General features: G+C 38.3%; 19 protein-coding genes. 18 read left to right on the top strand and 1 reads right to left on the bottom strand.

Features of this window, described 5'->3' with window-relative positions; translation table 11 throughout:
* Positions 1–103: 103 nt before the first annotated feature.
* Together EHQ49_RS14605 and EHQ49_RS14600 are read left to right on the top strand one after the other, a co-directional pair.
* Entirely contained in the window at positions 104–2,038 is a 1,935-nt protein-coding gene (locus EHQ49_RS14605; protein ID WP_135580388.1) for an AMP-dependent synthetase/ligase, read from the top strand.
* Between the two features lie 81 nt (positions 2,039–2,119).
* Entirely contained in the window at positions 2,120–2,791 is a 672-nt protein-coding gene (locus EHQ49_RS14600; protein ID WP_135580387.1) for an LIC11631 family protein, read from the top strand.
* Here EHQ49_RS14600 and EHQ49_RS14595 read toward each other — a convergent pair.
* Positions 2,775–3,326, bottom strand: a complete 552-nt coding sequence (locus tag EHQ49_RS14595; protein WP_244241501.1) for an LON peptidase substrate-binding domain-containing protein — start codon at positions 3,324–3,326, stop codon at positions 2,775–2,777. The two genes, EHQ49_RS14600 and EHQ49_RS14595, sit on opposite strands and share 17 nt — an antisense overlap.
* Before the next feature lie 111 nt (positions 3,327–3,437).
* On the opposite strand from EHQ49_RS14595, the gene rfaE1 reads away from it, so the two are divergent.
* The 16 genes from rfaE1 to EHQ49_RS14515 all read left to right on the top strand — a co-directional run bounded on the left by rfaE1 (position 3,438) and on the right by EHQ49_RS14515 (position 20,710).
* Complete coding sequence (gene rfaE1 / locus EHQ49_RS14590; RefSeq protein WP_425269872.1) at positions 3,438–4,451, top strand: D-glycero-beta-D-manno-heptose-7-phosphate kinase; 1,014 nt, start codon at positions 3,438–3,440, stop codon at positions 4,449–4,451.
* A 1-nt stretch (position 4,452) separates the two neighbouring features.
* A complete protein-coding gene (gene rfaE2, locus EHQ49_RS14585) occupies positions 4,453–4,941 on the top strand; it encodes a D-glycero-beta-D-manno-heptose 1-phosphate adenylyltransferase (protein WP_135580384.1) in 489 nt (162 codons plus the stop codon).
* 63 nt (positions 4,942–5,004) lie between these two features.
* On the top strand, positions 5,005–6,627 hold the full coding sequence (locus EHQ49_RS14580) for a CTP synthase (RefSeq protein WP_135580383.1): 1,623 nt from the start codon (positions 5,005–5,007) through the stop codon (positions 6,625–6,627).
* 1 nt (position 6,628) lies between these two features.
* Positions 6,629–7,474, top strand: coding sequence for a 3-deoxy-8-phosphooctulonate synthase (gene kdsA, locus EHQ49_RS14575; protein WP_135580382.1), 846 nt, complete (start codon positions 6,629–6,631; stop codon positions 7,472–7,474).
* 12 nt (positions 7,475–7,486) lie between these two features.
* A complete protein-coding gene (gene lptC, locus EHQ49_RS14570; RefSeq protein ID WP_135580381.1) occupies positions 7,487–8,032 on the top strand; it encodes an LPS export ABC transporter periplasmic protein LptC in 546 nt (181 codons plus the stop codon).
* Positions 8,029–9,366 (top strand): LptA/OstA family protein, encoded by a 1,338-nt coding sequence (locus tag EHQ49_RS14565; protein ID WP_135580380.1) that lies wholly within the window; start codon positions 8,029–8,031, stop codon positions 9,364–9,366. Before lptC ends, EHQ49_RS14565 begins: the two co-directional genes overlap by 4 nt.
* Before the next feature lie 55 nt (positions 9,367–9,421).
* Entirely contained in the window at positions 9,422–10,129 is a 708-nt protein-coding gene (lptB, locus tag EHQ49_RS14560; RefSeq protein WP_135580756.1) for an LPS export ABC transporter ATP-binding protein, read from the top strand.
* On the top strand, positions 10,130–11,551 hold the full coding sequence (gene rpoN, locus EHQ49_RS14555) for an RNA polymerase factor sigma-54 (protein ID WP_135580379.1): 1,422 nt from the start codon (positions 10,130–10,132) through the stop codon (positions 11,549–11,551).
* Positions 11,552–11,555: 4 nt separating this feature from the next.
* Positions 11,556–12,524 carry an HPr(Ser) kinase/phosphatase gene (gene hprK, locus EHQ49_RS14550; protein ID WP_135580378.1) on the top strand — a complete coding sequence of 323 codons (969 nt, stop codon included), beginning with the start codon at positions 11,556–11,558 and terminating at the stop codon, positions 12,522–12,524.
* Positions 12,499–12,774, top strand: a complete 276-nt coding sequence (locus EHQ49_RS14545) for an HPr family phosphocarrier protein (protein WP_167483012.1) — start codon at positions 12,499–12,501, stop codon at positions 12,772–12,774. The genes hprK and EHQ49_RS14545 overlap by 26 nt, the downstream gene beginning before the upstream one ends.
* A complete protein-coding gene (locus EHQ49_RS14540) occupies positions 12,764–14,587 on the top strand; it encodes an LIC_11548 family sensor histidine kinase (protein WP_135580377.1) in 1,824 nt (607 codons plus the stop codon). The genes EHQ49_RS14545 and EHQ49_RS14540 overlap by 11 nt, the downstream gene beginning before the upstream one ends.
* On the top strand, positions 14,587–15,939 hold the full coding sequence (locus tag EHQ49_RS14535) for a sigma-54-dependent transcriptional regulator (protein ID WP_135580376.1): 1,353 nt from the start codon (positions 14,587–14,589) through the stop codon (positions 15,937–15,939). Before EHQ49_RS14540 ends, EHQ49_RS14535 begins: the two co-directional genes overlap by 1 nt.
* 1 nt (position 15,940) lies before the next feature.
* Positions 15,941–16,759, top strand: coding sequence for a hypothetical protein (locus tag EHQ49_RS14530; protein ID WP_135580375.1), 819 nt, complete (start codon positions 15,941–15,943; stop codon positions 16,757–16,759).
* 1 nt (position 16,760) lies between these two features.
* Entirely contained in the window at positions 16,761–18,713 is a 1,953-nt protein-coding gene (gene priA, locus EHQ49_RS14525; RefSeq protein ID WP_135580374.1) for a replication restart helicase PriA, read from the top strand.
* Positions 18,714–18,725: 12 nt separating this feature from the next.
* A complete protein-coding gene (gene fmt / locus EHQ49_RS14520; RefSeq protein ID WP_135580373.1) occupies positions 18,726–19,694 on the top strand; it encodes a methionyl-tRNA formyltransferase in 969 nt (322 codons plus the stop codon).
* Positions 19,691–20,710, top strand: coding sequence for a PASTA domain-containing protein (locus EHQ49_RS14515; RefSeq protein WP_135580372.1), 1,020 nt, complete (start codon positions 19,691–19,693; stop codon positions 20,708–20,710). The genes fmt and EHQ49_RS14515 overlap by 4 nt, the downstream gene beginning before the upstream one ends.

Genomic DNA, 20,710 nt, shown 5'->3' with positions numbered 1-20,710 from the left:
CTTGATTTCAATGACAAGATTGAAAATGTCTTGACTCATGTTCGTTTAAAAAGTCCCTTAAAGATACCTTTTTACGTTTTCTTTTGAGAAAGGAGTCAGAATAATGCCAGCCAATTTGCCCGAACTCTTCCAGCAGAGTGCTGAAAAATTTGGGAACCGCCCCGCGTTCGTTAGTAAGGACGAATCTAAGTCCTATAAACCCGTAACTTTTCAAGAAGTATATGATCTTGGTATCAACTTAGCTGAAGCTCTCATTGATTTGGGTGTCTCTGCGAAAGAGAATGTTGCCTTGCTTGCAGATAACCGATTGGAGTGGATTGTTTCCGATTACGGAATTCTCATGTCTGGTGCTTGTGATGTTCCGAGAGGAACAGACATTACCGATTCAGAAATTGCTTATATTCTAAATCATTGCGAAGCAAAAGTTGTTTTCTTAGAAAATGACAAAATGTTAGAGAAGTTCCAAAAGAATCGCTCTCAATTAGAATATGCAAAGACCCTAATTGTTATGGATAAAAAATCCACAGCAACTGGTGTGCTAAAGTTGTATGATCTAATTGAAAAAGGTAAGGAACTTCGTTCAAAGGGTTCTAAAAAAGCAGAAGAGCGAATGAAAGCAATTGCTCCTGATGATCTTTTTACAATCATTTACACATCTGGAACAACTGGAATGCCTAAAGGTGTGATGTTGAAACACAGCAACATGATCCACCAAACCTCTGTCATTCTAAACAGTATGATCGAAATTAAAAAAGACGAAAGGATGTTGTCTATCCTTCCTGTTTGGCACGTATTTGAAAGAGTATTTGAATACTTAGCAATTGCTGCCGGTTGTGCAACTTACTATACCAATGTTCGTGACCTTCGTGATGACATGAAAAAGTCAAAACCGACTTTTATGGCCTCAGCACCTAGACTTTGGGAAAGTATTTATAACGGAATCTATACAAGAATCAATGATCCAAAACAAACTCCTGCGATCCGTCGTGGTTTGTTTAACATGGCTTATTTTTTCTCCAAACATTTTAATGCAGCCACAAGGTTTTTGAAAGGAAACCAAGTAGATTATGTAGGAAGAAACCCTATTGTTTCTCTTTTTAGAGGATTCTACTATCTGGTTGTTGCAATTGTTTTAGCCATTCCATACTTCTTACTCGATTTGGTTGTACTCTCTAAAATTAGAGAAGCGACTGGTGGGGAACTAAAAGCTTCTGTTTCCGGTGGTGGTGCTCTACAAAGACATGTGGATGCATTTTTCAATGATATCGGTATCAACGTATTGGAAGGTTATGGAATGACGGAAACATCTCCGGTCATTTCTGTTCGCACTTTCAAAAAGTTAGTCCAAGGTTCTGTGGGTATGATCACTCCGGAAACTTCCGTACAAATTCGGGATGATTTGGGAAAGGTTCTGACTCATGTAGATGCCAACCAAAAACTAATCTCTGGAAAATACGGAGCTCGTGGAGTCATTCATATTCGTGGACCCCAAGTGATGAAAGGATATTATAAAAATCCAGAAACCACTGCAAAAGTTCTGAAAGACGGTTGGATGGATACGGGAGATATTGGAATGTTCAATTTCAAAAAAACCCTTACCATCACTGGTCGTGCGAAAGATACTGTGGTTCTCCTTGGTGGTGAAAACGTTGAGCCGGTTCCGATCGAAGACAAACTAACGGAATCTCCTTTCATTGCGCAAGTTATGGTGATTGGCCAAGACCAAAAGAATTTGGGTGCCCTTGTTGTTCCAGATTTTGACAAATTGAGCGAGTGGGCGAAGGAAAACGGAGTTTCTGAGACAGACAAACAGAAACTGATCGATCATCCAAAAGTTCTCGATTTCTATAAAAAAGAAATTAAGGCCCTAAACAATACCAAAACTGGATTTAAGTCTTTTGAACAAGTGACTCCGTTCATCCTCATTACCAAACCATTTGAAGTGGGTGATGAATTGACAAACCTGTTCAAAATGAAACGCCACTTGATCACTGAAAAATACAAAGATAAAATCACAACTTTGTATGCTGCTGATTAAGGGAATTTAATTTTCTCTACCGCCTGCTAGTGTGGGCGGTTTTTACTCTTCCATTTTTCTCCTTCCGTCGATACTTTTATTGTGAATCGATCGGACGGATCTTTAGTTTCCTCATCTACAGGCGTTTTTTACCCCTACCAACACCAGGACTTTTATGCGATGGATTCCTTGTTTTTATCGCACCTGAAACAAGAAGAAGTCTGGGACTTCCAATCGGTTTCGCAGGTGCATTTAGGTTTTTTAGGATTTTTGACCTTAAGAGGTTTTTTACGGGAAAGTTTGTCTCTACCAAAACTCCAAGTGAAAGGACTTTCTAAACATTGGAAATCTTACCTTGCCAAGGTAAACTTTTTAGGCAAAGGGGTTTCTTGGGAATCTTTGGATTTTATTCCCAATCTGGTGACAGATACGACACCACCTATCACTGAGTTTGGTGGTAAAGGGCACTGGGCTACTGAATTCCATTGGGAAAAACAAGATAAGGAAACAACTTCTGTATTTTTTTCTGCCACAAATAAACAAAGTGATGGCGATGTAGCAATCAGTGATCTGATGAAAGATTTTTTGCATTATTCTCAGACCAATCATTATTTGGAAAGAGCATACATTCGAAAGGAAAATTCGAGTTATTTGTATTTGAATTCAAAAGAAACCAACCCAAGAGTATTTTTTCGTGAAACACCTACGGATTTACCTGAGTTTTTATTTTTAGTGGCTGAGTTAAAAGCAAAACCTTCTACTCACTCAAATTGAGACCGAGTAAGACTGTTTTCAAAAGGTCGGCTTTGGTTTCTAAATGAGTGGTTTCTAAAATTGTTTGTTTGGTTTTGAAGTCGAAATAAATCAGGGAAGCAATAAAATCAACGGGATAAGGGTGAACCAAAATTTGGTTCATTTTGAGAATTAGGTCTTCTTCTGCGCCTTCAGCAAGTAAGATTCGTTTGGTGAGAACCAGTAGTTCTTCAATTTTTTCTTTTAAATCCATGGAGACGTTTTTGTTTCGTTCGTGTTCTCTGCGAACGATCTGAGCAATATAAAAAGGTTCCGTGGAGTCCAAACTCACAATTTCTGCTGTTCCAATACCTTCTAAAATGATATTGGATCTGCCATCGGGTAAGGACTCTTTTTGAATGATATGCCCATAACCCACCACTTCCGGAATGGGGGGCAAACCAAGCCCGACCCAATTTTTAGGATAAGGTGCCATTCCGAGTTCTCCGCCGTTTTCCATACAAAAATCCAACATCATCCGATATCTTGGTTCAAAGATATGGAGGGGCAGAAACATTCCCGGAAACAGAAATACATCCGGTAGCGGAAAGAGAGGTAAGGGGAAGGTTGACACAGAGAAAGGTTTTAGATTCTCTGTTTAGTTGTAAACCAATTCAAGGATCTGGCTTTGTTGAAAATAAAGAAAACTTCACTTCATAAATCTTTCGAGGATTTAGGCAAAATCAAAGTGCTTGTGATCGGAGATTTGATTTTAGATGAATATCTGATTGGCTCGGTGGAAAGGATTTCTCCCGAAGCGCCCGTTCCTGTGGTTTGGGTTCGGAACGAAAAACAATCCTTAGGTGGATCGGGTAATGTGGTCCAGAATCTTTCTGCCATTGGTGTATCAGGAGTGGTATTTGGAAGGATCGGAAAAGACAAAGCAGGGGATTCTTTAGAAGGCCTTCTTCTAGGGAATTCTGTAACTCCTAAAGATTTGGTTTTATTAAAATCAGAAACCCTTCCTACCATTCTAAAAACAAGAATCATTGCCACTCATCAACAGATCTGTCGAGTGGATAGAGAAGAAGTGGTACCCCTCACAACGGAAGAGGAAAAATCCATACTCACCCAATTTGAAAATAAATTAAAAGAATGTTCGGCAGTGATCCTCTCCGATTACGACAAAGGGTATTTAACCCCTTCACTCATTCAATCAGTGATTGCGATTTGTAACCGAGAGAATAAAATTGTTACAGTCGATCCACAAGTAAGCCATTTTTTCTTATATAAAAATATTCATATTATGACCCCGAACCACCACGAAGCAGGAAAAGCTCTTGGTAGAAAACTGATGACCGATTCAGAAATTGAAACTGCTTGTCGTGAAATAACAACCACACTCACTCCAGATGCTATGATGATCACACGCGGGGAAAAAGGAATGTCCATTTATGAAAGGAAAACTGATTCCTTTTATCACATTCCGACCGTTGCCAAAGAGGTATTTGATGTGACGGGAGCGGGAGATACGGTCATTACTACTTATACTGCTTTTGTTGCTACGGGAATGGCCATTGCCGATGCAGCTCTTATTTCTAATGTCAGTGCAGGTATCGTTGTTGGAAAGTTAGGTGCTGCGACGGTAACAGTGACTGAAATTGAAGAAGCCCTGTTAACTTTAGGATATTTGGAAGGATAATATGAGTTTTTACTCCCATCTAAATGCAAAAATCATTACAGCAGAACAAATCGAAACACAAAGAAAACTTTTGGAAGGAAAACGGATTGTTTTTACCAATGGGTGTTTTGATATCCTACATCCAGGTCACGTGACTTATCTGGCCCAGGCTAGAGATTTAGGAGATTTACTATGGATTGGTGTGAATTCGGATGCAAGTGTTAGGCGATTAAAAGGGGAATCTAGGCCCATCAATAGTTGTGAGGACAGAATGCTTGTGCTTGCGGGCCTTTCCTCGGTTGATTTTGTATCTCCATTTACAGAAGACACTCCACTTGAAATTTTAAAAAAAGTGAAACCATCCGTTCATTCTAAGGGAGGGGACTACCAAGTCGAAACCCTGCCGGAATACCAGATTTTAAAAGAGATGGGAGCGGATATTCAAATTTTACCTTTTGTTGTAGGAAAATCCACAACGAAGATTTTAGAAAAAGCCAAATCTCCTTCCTAAACGTATTGATTTTGGACCCAAATCCCGCCAGTCTGTAAAAAACATTCTTTTTTGAGGTCCAGTTTGTCCAAGACTAGATATATTTTCATTACCGGTGGAGTTTCCTCTTCTTTAGGAAAAGGGGTCACCGTTGCGGCTCTAGGTTGTTTGTTAGAAGCCAGAGGTTATACCGTCTCTTTACAAAAAATGGATCCCTACATTAACATTGACCCAGGTACAATGAGTCCGTACCAACATGGGGAAGTGTATGTTACAGAAGACGGAGCAGAGACCGATCTTGATTTAGGATACTATGAGCGTTTTACAAAATCAAAATTCTCTAGAAAGAATTCTGTATCCACTGGCCAAATTTACCATGCAGTCATTGAAAGAGAAAGAAAGGGTGATTATTTAGGAAGAACCGTACAGGTTGTACCACATATCACCAATGAAATTCGGAATCGCATTTATAACCTGACTCGTGATCAAGAAACAGATTTTGTCATTGTAGAGATCGGTGGGACTGTCGGAGACATTGAGTCAGTTCCTTTCCTAGAAGCCATCCGCCAAATGCGGTACGAACATGGCGGAAACCAAGTTCTGTTTTTACATCTAACACTTGTTCCCACCATTACTGCTGCTGGGGAAGCAAAAACCAAACCAACACAACACTCCGTAAAAGAACTACTGGCACTCGGAATCCAACCGGACATTTTGATTTGTCGAATCAATAAACCTATGTCCAAAGAGATGAAAAATAAAATTTCTCTTTTTTGTAACGTAAAAGAACAAAATGTGATTTCTGCCGTTGATATCGATACTTCTATCTACGAAATTCCTTTAATGTATCGGGAAGATAAATTGGATGAAGTAGTTCTCAATGCATTGGGAATGGATCTTCGGAAACTGAATTTTTCCCAGTGGGAAAATATGGTCAAAAAAATTCGTAATACGAAAAAGACCGTAAAAGTAGCGTTAATTGGAAAATACATTTCTCTTCAAGATGCATATCGGTCTGTTTATGAATCTTTGGCTCATGGCGGGATCGCAAATGATGTGGAAGTCAATGTAATCAAAATCAATCCAGAAGATATTGATGCCAAAAATGTAAAAGAACACCTAAAAGGAGTTCATGGAGTTTTGGTTCCTGGTGGATTTGGAGAACGGGGGATTGAAGGAAAAATTGCAGCCATCCAATATGCAAGAACCAAACAAATTCCATTTTTTGGAATTTGCCTTGGAATGCAGTGTGCGGTGATTGAGTTTGCACGGAATGTTCTTGGATTCAAAGACGCAAATTCTACTGAATTTAAACCTAACGTCAATTATCCTGTGATTTCTATGATCGAAGAACAAAAAGAAATCGAACGTATGGGCGGAACGATGCGGCTCGGAGCTTACCCTTGTGTTGTTAAAAAAGGTAGCCTTGCTTATTCCGAATACAAATCCGAACGAATTTCAGAAAGACATAGGCATAGGTTTGAATTCACACTACGTTATAAAGATGATTTTGAAAAAAAAGGTATGAATCTTTCTGGATTTTCACCTGACGGAAGTTTAGCGGAAATAGTCGAAGTTCCGAACCATCCTTGGTTTGTCGGTGTTCAATTCCACCCGGAATTCCAATCTAAACCCACTGACCCACATCCACTTTTTGCGGGATTTATTAAAGCCGCATCTAAACTAGCTAAAAAAACGGAGGATTAAGATGTACGATTTAATTGAAGAAAGAGAATTTTTCGGTAAAAAAATCGGGGGTCGTAATCCCTTCTTTTTAATTTCCGGACCTTGTGTGATGGAAAACAAAGATTTACTCGATCGGGTCTGTGGAGAGATGAAAGCCATTTGTGATGACTTAGGGATTGTTTATATTTTTAAGTCTTCCTTTGATAAAGCAAATCGTTCTTCCATCAATTCTTATCGTGGACCAGGTCTAGAGGAAGGAAGGAAACTACTCGATTTTATTAAAAATAAATACAATGTTCCTGTACTCACAGACATTCATGAAACCATTCAAGTAGATCCTTTAAAAGACACTGTCGACATATTTCAAATTCCTGCCTTCCTTAGCCGCCAAACAGACCTTATTGCGAAGGCAGCAGAAACAGGTAAATGGGTGAATGTAAAAAAGGGTCAGTTTATGGCACCGGATGACACTCGTCATATCAAAACAAAAATCCAAGAATCGGGATCAGAAAAATACATGGTAACGGAACGCGGAGCTAGTTTTGGTTATGGAAATTTAGTTTTTGATCTTCGTGGCATTCCTATGATGCACAAACATGGAATTCCAATTGTGTTTGACGCAACTCATTCTGCACAACTTCCAGGAGCTGCCGGAAATATTACTGGTGGAGTTCGTGAATTCATTCCTCATATGGTGCGTGGCGCAGTATCCGTAGGTGTAGAGGGACTTTTTATGGAAGTTCATCCTGATCCTGAAAAGGCACTTTCGGATGCGACAACTCAATTTCCTTTAGCAAAAGCAAGGGGTTTGTTAACTCAACTTTTGGAATTAGATCGTTTGGTAAAAACCAAATTTTTAGAGGATTAAAAAATACCTTTTATGATGCGAAGGTTACTTAGTATTTTCTTTTTCTTAGCAATTGTTAGTTGCAAAGATAAGGAATACCTTCGCATCGAAGCAGAAAAAGAATCAGGTTCGATGGTTTCCATGAGAAATTTTTCCCGTTCATCTTATAAAGAATCTGGGGAACTAGAGTGGAAATTGAAAGGTGCGGAATCTTATATATTTCCCAAAGAAAACAAAACTATTGTTTACGGTTTTGAATTCAAACAACTGGAAAAAGGGAATGTAACTTCTGCTATGACGGGAGATCGAGGGGAAATCAACCATTCCACAAAGACAGTGGTTCTTAGCGGAAAAGTTAGATTAAAAACAAACGACGGCAAATACATCGAATCGGAATCATTAACATACAATTTAGATGAAAAAACCTTATCCTCAGAAGATGATGTTCTTGTATATTCGGATGGAACCACGATTCGAGGAAAAGGGCTTCGGGCCGATAAAAGTTTGAACAAATTCACTATCATCCAGCCAAAAGCAGTGACTGTGGGGGGAAGTAACCCGCTGAAGGAAAAACCATGAAAAAACAAATTCTTTTTTTTGTATTTGTTGTTTCCATCCTTCGTGCAAATCCATCGCCTATACCTGTGTTATATGGCTCGGAAGATTTTTTGAAAAAAGAAAATTCCGTTTTTTCTCCTGAGAAAAAAAAAGATAAACATGATAAAATCCCTGTACTTTGGGGAGGAAGTAGCTTAACCCAAGAAGAACGTATCATCAATGGAATTCCGATGAAGGTATATATTTTAGGTGGAGGGGCATATATCATGCATAAAACCATCAAACTCAGTGCCAGGGAAATTGAAATCATTGGTGAAGATGCCCTTGTTGGGAATTTGAAGGGTCAAGTCATCGTGGAAGACTTTCAAAATGGAGTTACTTTAACTGCCGCTAAAGGAATTTATAATAAAATGGCCGGAACTGTAAGTTTAGAAAACAATCCGGTACTTGTTCAAAAGAAGGATGGTAAGGTTGTTAAGATTCATTGCCAATCCATTGTTCGTTATCTGGAAGAGGCAAAAACAACATTGGCTGGAAAGGTTGTTGTCACTTCCGACGAATTTCAAGTGTTTGGCGAGGATGCTATTTTTTCAGAAAAAGAAGATCGGATTGATCTAGCAGGAGAACCATTTTTATTTTCCGAAAATCGTTTTTTAATTGGTAAAACACTTAGTTATTTTGTGAAGGAAGGTAGCATTCAGTTGGATGGAGATGCTACTATCTACCAAGTATCTTACGAAAATAAAAAAGACAAAGAAAAAGATACTACAACCAAAGAACGTGTGGTGACTTTGTTTACTGGAAAAACTTTGACTCACCAAAACAAAGGAAAGGAAACCGTTACTTCCATGAATGGAGATGCTTTTATGTACAGAAAAACTTCTGAATTTAAAGCAAATCTTTTGGAAAGTCGTCGTAATAATAAAGATATTAAAGCAACCGGTAACGTAAGTTATTTGGATCGCGAAAATGGGTATCGTATGGAGGGTGGACTTTTGTCTTATGATAAAGAAAAAGGTTATTCTTATCTGACAGAAAACCCCCGGATCGTTTTTTTAGATAAAAAGGAATTGAACGAACGAGGACAACTCACAGCAGTTTTTTTGGAGCGATTTGATGAACGTTTCGAAACTGTCGCTCGGGGTGATGTTCAAGTGGAAACCCAGACTGCCAACGCAACTGGTGAATTTGCAACTTATTATGAAAAGCGAGATGAATTGGTTTTAGAAGGGAATCCGACCCTTGTAAAAGATAACACCAAAGTATCAGCAGGGAAAATCATTCTTTTCCCTAAATCGGACAGAGCCTATCTGACAGATGGACTTAAGGTAATACCGAATGGCGAAAAAAAGTAAATCAGAGACTCAAACTGTCAAACGAGAAATCGATCCGAATGTGAAAACATTTCGGATGGAGAATTTAGTTAAAATCTATAACAAACGTAAGGTTGTTGATGGTGTTAGTTTTTATATTCAAAAAGGTGAAATTGTTGGCCTTTTAGGTCCCAACGGTGCTGGGAAAACAACTAGTTTTTATATGAGTGTCGGATTTGTGACACCTGACGAAGGTCATGTGTTTATCGATAATGAAGATATGACTAAAGCCCCCATGCACATTAGAGCTCGGATGGGAGTTGGGTATTTAGCCCAAGAAGCAAGTATCTTTCGTAAATTAACCGTTGCCGAGAACTTAGAAGCCATTTTAGAAACAATGAATCTTCCAGGTGACGAGATCATTCGGCGACGTGATGCCCTTTTAATGGAATTACAGATCATGCGTGTTGCCAACCAAAAAGGATATACACTTTCAGGGGGAGAGAGACGGCGCTGTGAAATTGCAAGAGCCCTTGTTACCAATCCCGACTTTATCCTTTTGGATGAACCGTTCGCCGGTGTCGATCCCATTGCGGTAAAGGACATTCAGAACGTAATCCAATCCTTAAAGGATAGAGGTCTTGGAATTTTGATTACCGACCACAATGTAAGAGAGACATTAAAAATTACTGATAGGGCCTATATTATGTATAGCGGTCGAATTCTTATTTCTGGAACCGCAGATGATTTGGTAAGCGATCCAGAAACAAGGCGAATTTATCTTGGTGAGGATTTTAAACTATAAATGAAACTCGGGGCTTCACTTTCACAACGCCAAACGCAGAAATTAGTGATGACCCAGGACTTACGTCAGTCCATCGAATTATTATCTTTATCTACTTTAGAACTTTCAGATAAAATCCAAAACGAACTTTTGGAAAACCCACTTTTAGATGAAGTAGGTGTGGATGAAAAAACAAAGATGCCGGAACTGTTCTCTATCGACGAAGTAAAACGATTAGAGAAATTGAATCATGAAAAAAGTACAGATGTTAATTGGCAAGATTCATATTCATTAGAAGGCCCAAGGTCTTACGATACCGAAGCTAGTGATAGAAACCAAAAATATATAGAATCATCGACTCGTGGCGAAACTTTAGAGGAACACCTATTAAACCAACTTAGACTGATCAAACTAACTAAGTTAGAGTTCGAAATTGGGGAAGTCCTTATCAGCATGATTGACGATAAAGGATTTATTACCGATGATTTGTCTGTCGTTTCAAAAGAAATGGGATATCCAGAATCGAAACTGAGACGGGTTTTGCAAGTGGTGAATGAGTTGGATCCTATTGGGATTGGCGCCAAGGATATGCAAGAGACCCTTCTGATTCAGGGTAAAATCCTTTTTCCTGACAATATACTTTTACATCAGTTGATCGGCGAATTTTTGTCGGATTTAGAAAAGGTAGATTATAAAAAAATCGCCAAAAATCTTAAGATCACTGAAGAGGAGATTTTAAGTTTAGCAAGGTTAATTAAAAAATTAGAACCTTATCCTGCGACAACTTACCAAGGAAGAAAAATTGATTATGTCGTAGCTGATGTCGTTGTTAAAGAAGTTGGGAACGAGTTTAATATTTTTATTAATGATGAGTGGTTACCTAAACTTTCGATCCAAGAAGAATATAGAGAACTTTTAAACCATAAACTTCCCCCGAAAGAGAAGGAATATTTTCAAACTAAATATAGCTCTGCACAGTGGCTCATTCGCTCCATCCAACAACGAAGACAAACCTTACAACGTGTGGTGAGTTGTATCATTGATTTTCAGGTAGATTTTTTTCGAGGAGGGATTGGGTTTATCAAACCTTTAACCCTAAAAGAAGTTGCAGAGAAATTAAATCTTCATGAATCTACAATTTCTCGCATAACTACAAATAAATACATTCAAACCACTTGGGGAATTTTTGAATTAAAGTGGTTTTTTTCTTCTGGGGTAAAATCCGCAGAAGGTGGAAAAGAAAGTTCCAAAAAAATTCATGAAATGATTCGAAATTTGGTAAAAGACGAAGATGAAAACAATCCTTTGTCTGACCAAGATATCGTTGAACTCATGGAGAAAAAAGGAATTGAAATTGCCCGTCGGACAGTTGCAAAGTATAGAAAGGTTTTAAGAATCCTTCCTTCCAACGAAAGGAAACGGATTAGTTCTCTAAAGGGGTAAACCAATGCCAGTTCCTGGAATCACAGTAGACACAATTTTAAGAGATCACGAAGATCTCCAATTGATTTTGGTCACCGGTGAAGCCGGACTTTCCAATCGTATTAACAATGCAGAGATCAATCGTCCAGGTCTTTCTCTTACTGGTTTTTTTGATTTTTTTGCCAATGACCGCATTCAAATTTTAGGTAAAGGTGAATGGGCATATCTCAATTCTCTTTCCGAAGAAAAGTTACACGAAATCACTGATAAATTTTTTGAGTTTCATTTGAATTGTATCATCTATACACATGGGAACGAACCACAAATTCCCTTTGTAGAAAGAGCTAAATCAAAAGGAATTCCACTTTTTAAAACAGAAATTGCAACACATAGATTTATCACTCTTATTTCCCAAATTTTAGATAGAGCTTTGGCTCCAAGAACTATGCGTCATGGGGTTCTTATTGAAGTTTTTGGAATAGGAACTTTACTTACAGGGAGATCTGGTGTTGGTAAAAGTGAAACAGCACTAGAGCTCATTGAAAGAGGTCATAGACTTGTTGCAGATGATATGGTAGAGATTCGCCGCCTGAGTGAAAGTTATTTGATTGGATCTTGTTCCGACTTACTCCGTCATCACATGGAAATTCGTGGGCTCGGAATTTTAAACATTAAAGATCTGTTTGGTGTTGGGTCAGTGAGAGACCATAAACTGATCGAACTCATTATCAATTTAAAAGAATGGGAAGAACAAACTTCCGGTGAATATGAAAGAACAGGAATTGAACAAAGTATGGAAGAAATTCTTGGAGTTTCGGTTCCCTATATTGAAATTCCTGTCAAACCAGGAAGGAATATTCCTATCATTGTGGAAACCGCTGCGATGAACCAAAGATTACGTAAAATGGGAAAAAATAGCGCAAAAGAATTTTCGAATAAACTAAATACCTATATCCAGCAGAGTTCCATTGAAACAAATCCAATTAAAGATTAGAGAAGACAGCAGTGGACTACATGCAAGGCCTGCCTCCTTATTTGTAAAGGTAGCGGCAAGTTTCCCTTGTGAAATTTTTGTTGTCAAAGATGACATCGAAGTGAATGGAAAATCAATTATGGGTCTTATGATGTTAGCACTTGGACCAGGATCAATATTTTTCGTCAAAGCCGATGGAAAACGAGAGGAGGAGGCGCTTCTCGCTTTAGAAGCTTTGGTTGGCCGTAATTTTGAAGCCAATGCCACTTAAATTTTTAAAAATCCTTCCTCGTTTATCTGATGAAAACAGATATTATTTGCGGGATATTTTTATCTTTTTTCTCACATTAGGTATCTCTATTGGCTTTTCCGAACTTGTCTTTTTTAGACAAGAGGAAGACATTTCTTTCTTTTCGAAACTGGACACTTATGTATTTATCCTCATTCCATTTTTTATCCTCTCTTTAATTTTAAGTTATGTATATCGCAACCGGCGTAACCGCGAAACAGGAAAAATTCGTAGTTCTATTCGTTATCGACTAACGCTTGCTTTTTTGTTTGTCGCATTAGTTCCTTCTTTGCCAATTTTTATTCTCTCTTCTAATCTTACAGGTAGACTCATCGAAGGTTTCTATCGAGTGGATATTTCTAATGCTCTTAGATCAGCAAATCTAATTATACAGAATGAAGAAAAAGAAATTGAATCAGAGTTTATCGAAAAAGTTAGTATTTTAAGATCTAGGTTAAATGGGTTGAAACCCGACGGATATACCGTATTTCAAAAAGGCGTTGAAAATGGTCTTTTTGAAAAAAATGAATATTATTTAGGATTTGTGGACTCGGGAAAACTAAGTTTTGAATCTAGAGGACTCTATCATACAATAGAACGAATCGATTTTTTAGAATCACACCATCCAGGTATTTTTCTGGGAAGATTATATCTTAATGATCGGTCGTACATCCTTTGTAAATTTTTTTTAGAGAAAAACACCGAAGTTTATGTGGGACAAAGAATACATCAGGGAATGGAAGCAGATGTTCAAAATATTGTGAACGCTACTTCTACGTATGAGAAAGTCAGTTTATGGAAAGAAAAAATTCCTTTTAGCGTAAGGATAACCATAGCCTCATTTTCCTTTGCTATGTTTCTCATTGCTATTTTGTTTTCCTTTTTATTTGCTCGTAGAATTTCAAGACCAATCATTAATTTAGCAAATGCAACTAAGAAAGTTTCTCTTGGTGAATCTGATATTCGATTGGAAAAAACAGAAGAGGGGGAGATGGGGATACTGATTGATAGTTTCAATCAAATGGTGAGTGATTTGGACGCTAAGTCAGAAGAACTGATGCATACACAAAGAATTGCTGCCTGGAAAGAAGTTGCACAGCGTATGGCACACGAAATTAAAAATCCCCTAACACCCATTCAGTTGTCTGCTCAGAGAATCCAACGTAAATTTCAAAATCCTAAATCGGAGAATTTGGAATCTGTTATTTTTGATGCTACAGAAACGATTATCGGACAGGTTCGCGTTCTGGAACATTTGGTAAAAGAGTTTAGTGAATTTGCTCGAATGCCGGTACCGGTTCTTATCAATCAAAAATTGAATCCAATTTTGGAAGAGGCAGTTGCCCTTTTTAAAGACACAACTGATATTGAATTTGAATTGAAGTTAGCTGAAGGTTTACCTGAAGTTTTTTTGGACAAACGTTTGTTTTTGGGTGTTGTTAATAATTTAATTAAAAATGCTGTGGAAGCCATTTTAACTGCTGAAAATCCCAAAGAAGAACTCGATATTTTGAGTCTCAAACGGAAAAAAATTCGAATTATGTCCAAATTGCAGAAGAAGGCATTACGTAAATCCATTGTTATCGAAATTGATGATTCTGGCCCTGGTTTGAAAGAAGAATGGAAAGAAAAAGTATTTGAACCATATTTTTCAACTAAGGAAAAACATGGATCAGGAATTGGACTAGCGATAGTTCAGAAAACTATCATCGATCACCACGGACATATTTCTGTGGAGAATTCGAAGTTAGGTGGTTGCAAATTTAGAATTGAACTTCCTTTGGATAATCATTAATGCAAAAGTTAATCTATATTTTAGATGATGAAACAGAAATTCGAAAATCTCTACGAGTGATTTTAGAGGATGAAGATTATTCTGTAGAAGATTTTGCAAACGGAAAGGCACTACTCAAAGCTCTCTCAAAAGAGAGACCGTCTCTTGTTTTATTGGACGTTTGGGTTGGTAAAGAAGACGGACTGACTATATTGGGGGAATGTAAAAAACTTTACCCAGGTTTGCCGATTGTGATGATTTCGGGGCACGGTACGATTGAACTTGCGGTCAATGCTACAAAAAAAGGAGCTGTTGACTTTTTAGAAAAACCACTTTCAATAGAGAAAGTCATTCAAACCATCGAATCCTCTCTAGAAAAATCTAAGGATACAGAAATTCCTGAATTTCAATTAGAGGTAGATGAAATTTTGGGTGAGTCTTCTTCCATTAAAAGACTTAAGTTTGCAATTTTTCAAGCGGCACAGACCAATGCTCGGGTGTTTTTATTCGGTGAAAATGGAACAGGTAAAGAATTAACGGCAAGGGCTATCCATCAAAATTCAAAAAGAAAAAAAGAACCATACATTGAGTTTAATTGTGCTGAATATCCGGAAGATATCTTAGAACAAGAGTTATTTGGGCTAGAAAACTTTGGAAACAATGAAGCTCATGAAACTAAAATTGGGAAATGGGAAGCGGCCCATAATGGAACCTTATTTTTAGATGAAGTCTGTGATTTAAGTCCCGGTTTACAATCCAAAGTATTAAAAGCCATTCTCGAGCAAAAATTAGACAGGGTAAATGGGAAAGAAAATATACCGGTTGATGTTCGAGTGATTGCGGCAACTAATTCCAATGTGGACGAAGCCATCAGGGAAGGTCGGTTTCGGGAAGATTTATATTATGCGTTGAGTGTCATTCCCCTGGAGCTCCCTCCACTTCGGGAAAGAAACCAAGACATTCCTTTACTCGCTGAATATTATTTAAAAAAATCCATTGCTGAGAACAACCTTACACCCAAAACAATTGATCGGGAAGGTTTGGATGCACTCACCACTCATTTTTGGCCAGGGAATGTTAGGGAACTCGGAAATATTTTGGAACGCCTCAGTATTCTAGTTCCAGGAGATACCATCCGAGCCAAGGATGTAAAGGAAGCCTTACATGGATTCAAAAAAGCCAATGAAATGGTCGCTCGTGGGGATTTGAAACATGCTAAAGAAGAGTTTGAACGCCAATACATCATCAAAACTTTACAGATTTGCGAAGGCAACGTGACACGAACCTCTAAAGCGTTGGGGATCGAACGTACACATTTATATAGAAAACTAAGGTCTTTGAATATTTCTATGGAACAATTGAACGAAGGTTAGTATGGATCAAAAAACGATATTAGGACGGTTTCATGACATTCTAACAGAAGCAAAGTTTTTAATTCAAAACAAGTCTGTTTCTGTTTATAGATTTCAAGAAGAAAAAGATCCTAATGATCATGGATTTCCTTGGAAGTCAAAAGTTCCTGAATCATTAGAAATCCAGAAAAAACAACAAAAAGAAAACCAAAGAAAAAATAAAGATTTAGTCAATTTTTCTTGTACTTTATGCCAGGGAAAACTAAGTGGGGTTCGTCAATTTTTGCATAAAGGAAGGAAACCGGTTCTAGTTTTACACTATACGGGAGCTACAAACCCAAAGGAAAAACCATTTACCAAAACCAAACCGAATCAAATTTTTAAAGATAAACTAACGGAAACAAGTTGGGGTGAAATCATACAAAAGGTTTTTGGTTTTTCATTTGAAGAATTTTTTTACCAAGAATACCCAGCTTGTACATTCTCACATATGGATTCCAAAGAATTGGATTGGGCCACTCGTGTAGAAAACTGTAAATTCCATGTAAAGGAAACTGTTGAGGAATATGGTATTAAAATGATCGTAATTTTAGGATCATCCGCTAAGTTATTGTTTGGTGCCGATAAAGCAAAGGAGTTTCTTGGCAAACAAACTCAGTGGGATCTGTCGGGACTTTCCATTCCTATTGTCACTACTAGATCTCCTGAAGCTCTGGTGTTTCTTGGAGAAAAAGCCAAAAAATCCGATTCCGAAACCAATCTCTTTCAATATGGAAAGGAAAAACAGGAACTGGAAGAGAGTTTTATTTCCCATTTATCCCTTTTAAAACCCTACCTCTAATATGATCCAATTTGCGGAAGTGGCCCTCAATCTATCTTGGGAAAGTCGAACTCTCACTTACGAAATTCCACAAGAAATAAAAAGTTTGCCAAGGGGAGTCCGCGTCCTTGTTCCTTTAAATGGAAAAGAATGGGAAGGGGTGGTAATCGAGATTCACTCGAATGAACCGAACTATGAAACGCTTTCCATTTTAAAACAAATTGATTTAGAACCGGTTCTTACCGAAGAACAATTGGAACTAGCACACTGGATGGCGGATACCTACTTATCCTCACTTGGGGAAGCCTTGTTTTTAATGGTTCCCAAAGGGAAAAAACGAAAACAGGAAAAATCGACTCCCGTTCAAATTCAATCGGATCTATTACATCCGTTAAATGGTTCGCAGAAAAAAGCCTTGGATGAAATTAATGCGAACGGAAATTTCAACACTCATTTGTTATACGGAATTACGGGAAGTGGGAAAACGGAAGTGTATCTGCATCTGATGGCAGAGATATTACGTAAACCCAAAGGATCCGTGATTTTTCTTGTCCCTGAAATTTCACTGACCTATCCCACCATCACAAGGATTGAAAGAATTTTTCCTGGCCAAGTGGCGGTACTACATTCGCATTTAAGAACTTCAGAAAAGTTCCAAAACTATTTGGATTTAAAAGAAGGAAAAAAACGAATTTGTATTGGGACTCGTTCCGCTGTATTTGCACCTTTGTCTGACATAAGTTTAATCATTTTAGATGAAGAACATGATGGTTCTTACAAAGAACATGGCTCTCCGAGATACCATGCTCGGCAAGTTGCCTTACAAAGAATCTTAAAAAACAACGGCAAGTTGTTGTTAGGTTCTGCAACTCCAAGCCTTGAAATTTATTATTTAGCAAAAGCGGGTCAAATTGGATATTCCGAACTAAAGGAAAGAGCCAATCCTCATGCCACTTTGCCTACTGTGGAAATTACAGAGAAAAAAGAAGATAGTGAACTTCTTTCGGGGGACTTACAATTTAAAGTGGCAGATCGGTTGAAAAAAGAAGAACAAACGATCATTCTTCTCAATCGTAGGGGTTATAACCCATTTATTTATTCTACTGCCACAAAAGAATTCATCCATTGTCCGAAATGTACGGCAACGCTTTGTTACCATTCTGACAAAACGGTTCGGTGCCATCTTTGTGGGTATAAATCTACCTTACAAAATTTAAAACAAATTCACGGAGATGATTTGGATTTGTTTGGAGCTGGGACTCAAAAATTGGAAGAGTATTTACTTTCTCATTTTCCGAAAGCAAGGATCGAACGATTAGACCAAGACAGTTCCAAAAATAAAGAAGTCACTCGTGACGTACTTGAAAAGTTAGGGGAAGGGAATTTAGACATCCTTACTGGAACCCAAATGATTGCAAAGGGACTTGATTATGCGAATGTCACTCTTGTTGGAATTTTAAATGCTAACCATGGTTTGGGTGTTCCTGATTTTCGCAGTAGCGAAAGAACTTATTCTCTCATTTCGCAAGTTGCGGGAAGGGCAGGACGGGGTGAGAAAAAAGGGGAGGTGCTCATCCAATCCAATGATCCCGAACATCCTGTTCTCAAGATGGCCATGGAACAAAATTATCTTGCTTTTTTTGAATGGGAACTTGTTTTTAGAAGGGATTTGTTCTATCCACCTTTTTCTCGTTTGGCGAGGCTTGTTTTTCGGTCAAAGTATGAAGAAATTGCAAACAAACAATCTGTTGTTTATTCTGAACTTTTAAAGGAAAATATGGATGCATCCATCACACTTCTTGGACCAAGCCAATGTCCTTTTTATAAGATTGATAATAACTTTAGATACCATATTCTCTTAAAATCAAAATCCATCACCACACTTCGCAATCTTTTACGCGAAACCAAAACCAAATTTAAAGCAGATTCCAAATGTTATATTGAATATGATTTGGATCCTCTGGAACTTGTTTAATAGGAAAAAAATATGAAACTTTCAATTGGATACTTTGGATCTCCAGAACACTCCAAGGAATTACTTTCTATCTTAATCGATGCTGGGTTTACCGTCGACTTTGTTGTGACCAATATCGACAAACCAGTGGGAAGAAAACAAATCATCACACCAACTCCCGTAAAGGAACTGGCCATAACAAAGGGAATCCCTGTCATCCAATCTCCGAAACTCCGAACCGATGAAGAAGCTCAAAAACAAATTTTATCTTACGGTTCTCCTGTTCATATTGTGTATGCCTATGGATCGATTGTTCCAGAAATTGTGTTCCAAGATCCCAAATTTGGAAGCATCAACCTACATGGAAGTTTGCTCCCGAAATACCGTGGTGCTTCCCCGGTTCAAAGTTTTCTTTTGAGTGGCGAGGAGAATTCCGGATTTACGATTCAATTTTTAGCAAAGGAAGTAGACTCAGGGGATATCATTTCTCAAAAGTCGTGGAAGGTGGAAAGTGCAGAAACCACCGCATCTCTTTTGCAGTCGATTACCAAGGAAGGGGGAGCCGAACTCATTCAGCTTTTGCGAGAATTAGAATCCAAAGAATCCCCTTGGGTGGCAAAACCACAAAAGGCAGCCGAAGCGACCCATTGCAAAAAAATCACTGCAAGCGACCGTCCCGTAAACTGGTCGGAACCGGCAAAAAACATCCACAACCGAATCCGAGCCCTGTATCCCGATCCTTTGGCCGTGACCGAATTTCGGGGAAAAAAACTAATCCTCATCACCTCCTTTCTTTTAAAAGAAGGCGAGGAACCGGTTCCGATTCCGCCGGATCTCCCTCCTGGTTCCTTTTTCCTCTACCAGAAAAAAAGGCTTTTCTGCCTCTGTGGAGACGGAAACCTGCTTGGTATAGATACCTTACAACCCGAAGGGAAAAAACCCATGAAAGGATTTGAGTTTTTCAATGGGGCGCGGGTTTTAGCCGGAGAATCATTTACGTGAAAGAAAAGTTTCTAAAAATCCTACCTTACAGTGGTTATGTTCTATTTGTTGGTTTAGGACTCCTTGTTTTTTTTGTGGCTGCTTTTATGGTCGTAGTCGTACGAACCAAAGAAGAACAAAAGGTGATGATGCCTTATGTGATTGGTAAAAACTACATTGAGGTTCATAACGAATTACAAAGACTCCAACTTAAAGTCCGTTTAGAAACCCAAAGAATTCCCGAAAAAACCGATGGGATCATTCTTGCACAATCCATTGATCCGGGTAAGGAAGTGGAAGCCGGATCCAAACTCTATCTCACTGTTAATATTGGATTTGATCGAGTCACTATCCCCGACGTCAAAGGCCAGGATCTCAAACGAGCCAAGGCCATTTTAGAAAAAGTACTTTCTGGCGAGGTGTATGTACCTCTACAAATTGGTGGGATCACTTATGTGCCAGCTGTGGGTGATGAACCGGCTGATACCATCGTTGACCAAATTCCCGGTCCTGGTAAAGAAACACATTCTGGTGAAAAAATCTATTTACTCGTAACTGAGCCAAATACAGAAAAAAAGTCCAACCAATCCTCAAATGATTCATTAGATTCCACAAAGTTCGTGGGAACTCCGGTTCCTTTTGTAGTGGATTATTTATTACGCAAAAAAATTCCTTATCGTTTGAAAGAAGCCACCAAGCCGGAGTTTCGTGACTTACATGGTCTCGTTTCTTCCTTTGAATTAAAACCGACTGGGGCGGAAGTTGGTGCTTTCTTTTTAAATCCATCCGAGACATTTGTTCAAGATTACGAATTTCTTGAGTATGAAGTTGACGACGATGATTTATATTCAGCTAAAATCAGTTATACGAAGCCCGGCGATGATACGGAAGTCGAAAAAGAAATTTTTATCAGTCAAAAACTAAAAGAAGATGAACCGGTCCGTTTTCTCATCCATAGAGCGGGGAATGTAAAGGTTACTTTGACTGGTAAAGAAACCGGTGTAGCCAAGGTTTGGAAATTAAAGGGAACTTATTAA

Origin of the sequence: Leptospira perdikensis (assembly GCF_004769575.1) — a bacterium.
Taxonomy (GTDB): domain Bacteria; phylum Spirochaetota; class Leptospiria; order Leptospirales; family Leptospiraceae; genus Leptospira_A; species Leptospira_A perdikensis.
Note: the sequence above shows the minus strand (reverse complement) of the source record. Positions and strands in the feature narration are given on the sequence as shown.

Excerpts from the sequence above, each read along its gene's own strand:
- EHQ49_RS14605 (WP_135580388.1), top strand. The coding sequence starts at position 104 with ATGCCAGCCAATTTGCCCGAACTCTTCCAGCAGAGTGCTGAAAAATTT.
- EHQ49_RS14595 (WP_244241501.1), bottom strand. The coding sequence starts at position 3,326 with ATGTTTCTGCCCCTCCATATCTTTGAACCAAGATATCGGATGATGTTG.
- rfaE2 (WP_135580384.1), top strand. The coding sequence starts at position 4,453 with ATGAGTTTTTACTCCCATCTAAATGCAAAAATCATTACAGCAGAACAA.
- kdsA (WP_135580382.1), top strand. The coding sequence starts at position 6,629 with ATGTACGATTTAATTGAAGAAAGAGAATTTTTCGGTAAAAAAATCGGG.
- lptC (WP_135580381.1), top strand. The coding sequence starts at position 7,487 with ATGATGCGAAGGTTACTTAGTATTTTCTTTTTCTTAGCAATTGTTAGT.
- EHQ49_RS14565 (WP_135580380.1), top strand. The coding sequence starts at position 8,029 with ATGAAAAAACAAATTCTTTTTTTTGTATTTGTTGTTTCCATCCTTCGT.
- lptB (WP_135580756.1), top strand. The coding sequence starts at position 9,422 with ATGGAGAATTTAGTTAAAATCTATAACAAACGTAAGGTTGTTGATGGT.
- rpoN (WP_135580379.1), top strand. The coding sequence starts at position 10,130 with ATGAAACTCGGGGCTTCACTTTCACAACGCCAAACGCAGAAATTAGTG.
- hprK (WP_135580378.1), top strand. The coding sequence starts at position 11,556 with ATGCCAGTTCCTGGAATCACAGTAGACACAATTTTAAGAGATCACGAA.
- EHQ49_RS14540 (WP_135580377.1), top strand. The coding sequence starts at position 12,764 with ATGCCACTTAAATTTTTAAAAATCCTTCCTCGTTTATCTGATGAAAAC.
- EHQ49_RS14535 (WP_135580376.1), top strand. The coding sequence starts at position 14,587 with ATGCAAAAGTTAATCTATATTTTAGATGATGAAACAGAAATTCGAAAA.
- EHQ49_RS14530 (WP_135580375.1), top strand. The coding sequence starts at position 15,941 with ATGGATCAAAAAACGATATTAGGACGGTTTCATGACATTCTAACAGAA.
- priA (WP_135580374.1), top strand. The coding sequence starts at position 16,761 with ATGATCCAATTTGCGGAAGTGGCCCTCAATCTATCTTGGGAAAGTCGA.
- fmt (WP_135580373.1), top strand. The coding sequence starts at position 18,726 with ATGAAACTTTCAATTGGATACTTTGGATCTCCAGAACACTCCAAGGAA.